This is a genomic window from Pseudomonas sp. FFUP_PS_473 (assembly GCF_002858665.1).
In the GTDB taxonomy this organism is placed as follows: Bacteria; Pseudomonadota; Gammaproteobacteria; order Pseudomonadales; family Pseudomonadaceae; genus Aquipseudomonas; species Aquipseudomonas defluvii.
The window spans coordinates 1-1,186 of record NZ_PJQQ01000095.1 but is presented as its reverse complement, the minus strand read 5'-3'; the positions used below and the strand labels follow the sequence as shown (position 1 = coordinate 1,186).

At 56.6% G+C, this 1,186-nt stretch carries 1 protein-coding gene; it reads right to left on the bottom strand.

The window, feature by feature from the left end:
• Positions 1-19 precede the first annotated feature (19 nt).
• Complete coding sequence (locus CYD26_RS24730; protein WP_102053914.1) at positions 20-1,123, bottom strand: IS5 family transposase; 1,104 nt, start codon at positions 1,121-1,123, stop codon at positions 20-22.
• Positions 1,124-1,186: the final 63 nt, after the last annotated feature.

Sequence of the window (1,186 nt, the reverse complement as noted above, 5' to 3'; positions counted from 1 at the left end):
TAAGAGGGTGTAGACAAAATCAAGTAGTAAGCCGACGGGCCAGCATGCGAGCTTCAGCCAACCATACCCATGCCGCACTTACATCGAGCAAACGATCGTGATGCATGATCAGCCGCCTGGCTCGTTCATTCCAGGCGTGAGTTCGTTCCACTACCCAGCGCCTGGGCATAACCACAAAACCACTCGATGCTGGCGTTGCCGCAAACAGGTCGCCTTGTTCTGAATGCCATTTACCGGTACGGCGATTATTCGATCCTCTTATGACCTGAACCTGGACAGCATGAATGTCTTGCGTCCGCTGAGCCCACTTTCCGGCGTAGGCACTGTCAACGAACAGAGTATGCACGGATGGGTATTTGCCCATCGAGGATGTCACCGCGTCGTCCGCCGCGTCTCGATCCTGCACGCTGGCTGCACTGATACTCACTGCCAAGAGCAGGCCCAGGGTATCAACGACCAGACTTCGCTTGCGCCCTTTGACCTTTTTGCCGGCGTCGTACCCACTTTCTCCGCCTTGGGGAGAGCCACGAGTTGACTGGGAATCGAGAACAGCGGCTGACGGCTTTTCATCACGATCCATCCGCTCTCGCCACTGGGCACGAAGCCGGTCGTGCATTTGCTCGAATTTGCCCTGAGCACTCCACCGTCGAAAGGTTTTATAGACGTTGTCCCAATGCGGAAACTCATGAGGCAGCATTCGCCATGAGCATCCCGTGCGCACGACATAGCAGCACGCTTCCAAAAGCGTCCGTCGGGAGTGACGAGGCGGCACGCCACGGCCTCCCGAGACTTCAAACAAATCAGCGACCAGCGTCCATTCTGCGTCCGTCAGACAACTGGGGTAGCGCTGTTCCGGCAACTGACGCCGATGGGCCTCGGTGTAACCATAAGACTTACGAGGCTCGGGTGGCTGGAAGCTACCTTTGGCTCGTTCCTTTACACGAACGATCCCGGCCAGCTTGAGTGCTTTGGCAAAGGTGTCGGGATGAGCGGTGATACCCGTTTCAGCATGGAATGCTTGCGCCAGTTCGGCTTGGCTGGAATAGGGTTGCGCATGAGCGAGTCTGGTCAGCAGAGGGTAATGCTCCGCAGCGATTACGGGCGGGCGTCCGGTTTTAGGCATGGTGCAATGCTGTGTAGGCAAGGGACAAGCAGCTTACTTTATTTTGTCTACACCCTCTAAGGA

Bases quoted from the DNA above. Each gene is read 5' to 3' on its own strand.
- CYD26_RS24730 (WP_102053914.1), bottom strand. From the start codon at position 1,123: ATGCCTAAAACCGGACGCCCGCCCGTAATCGCTGCGGAGCATTACCCT.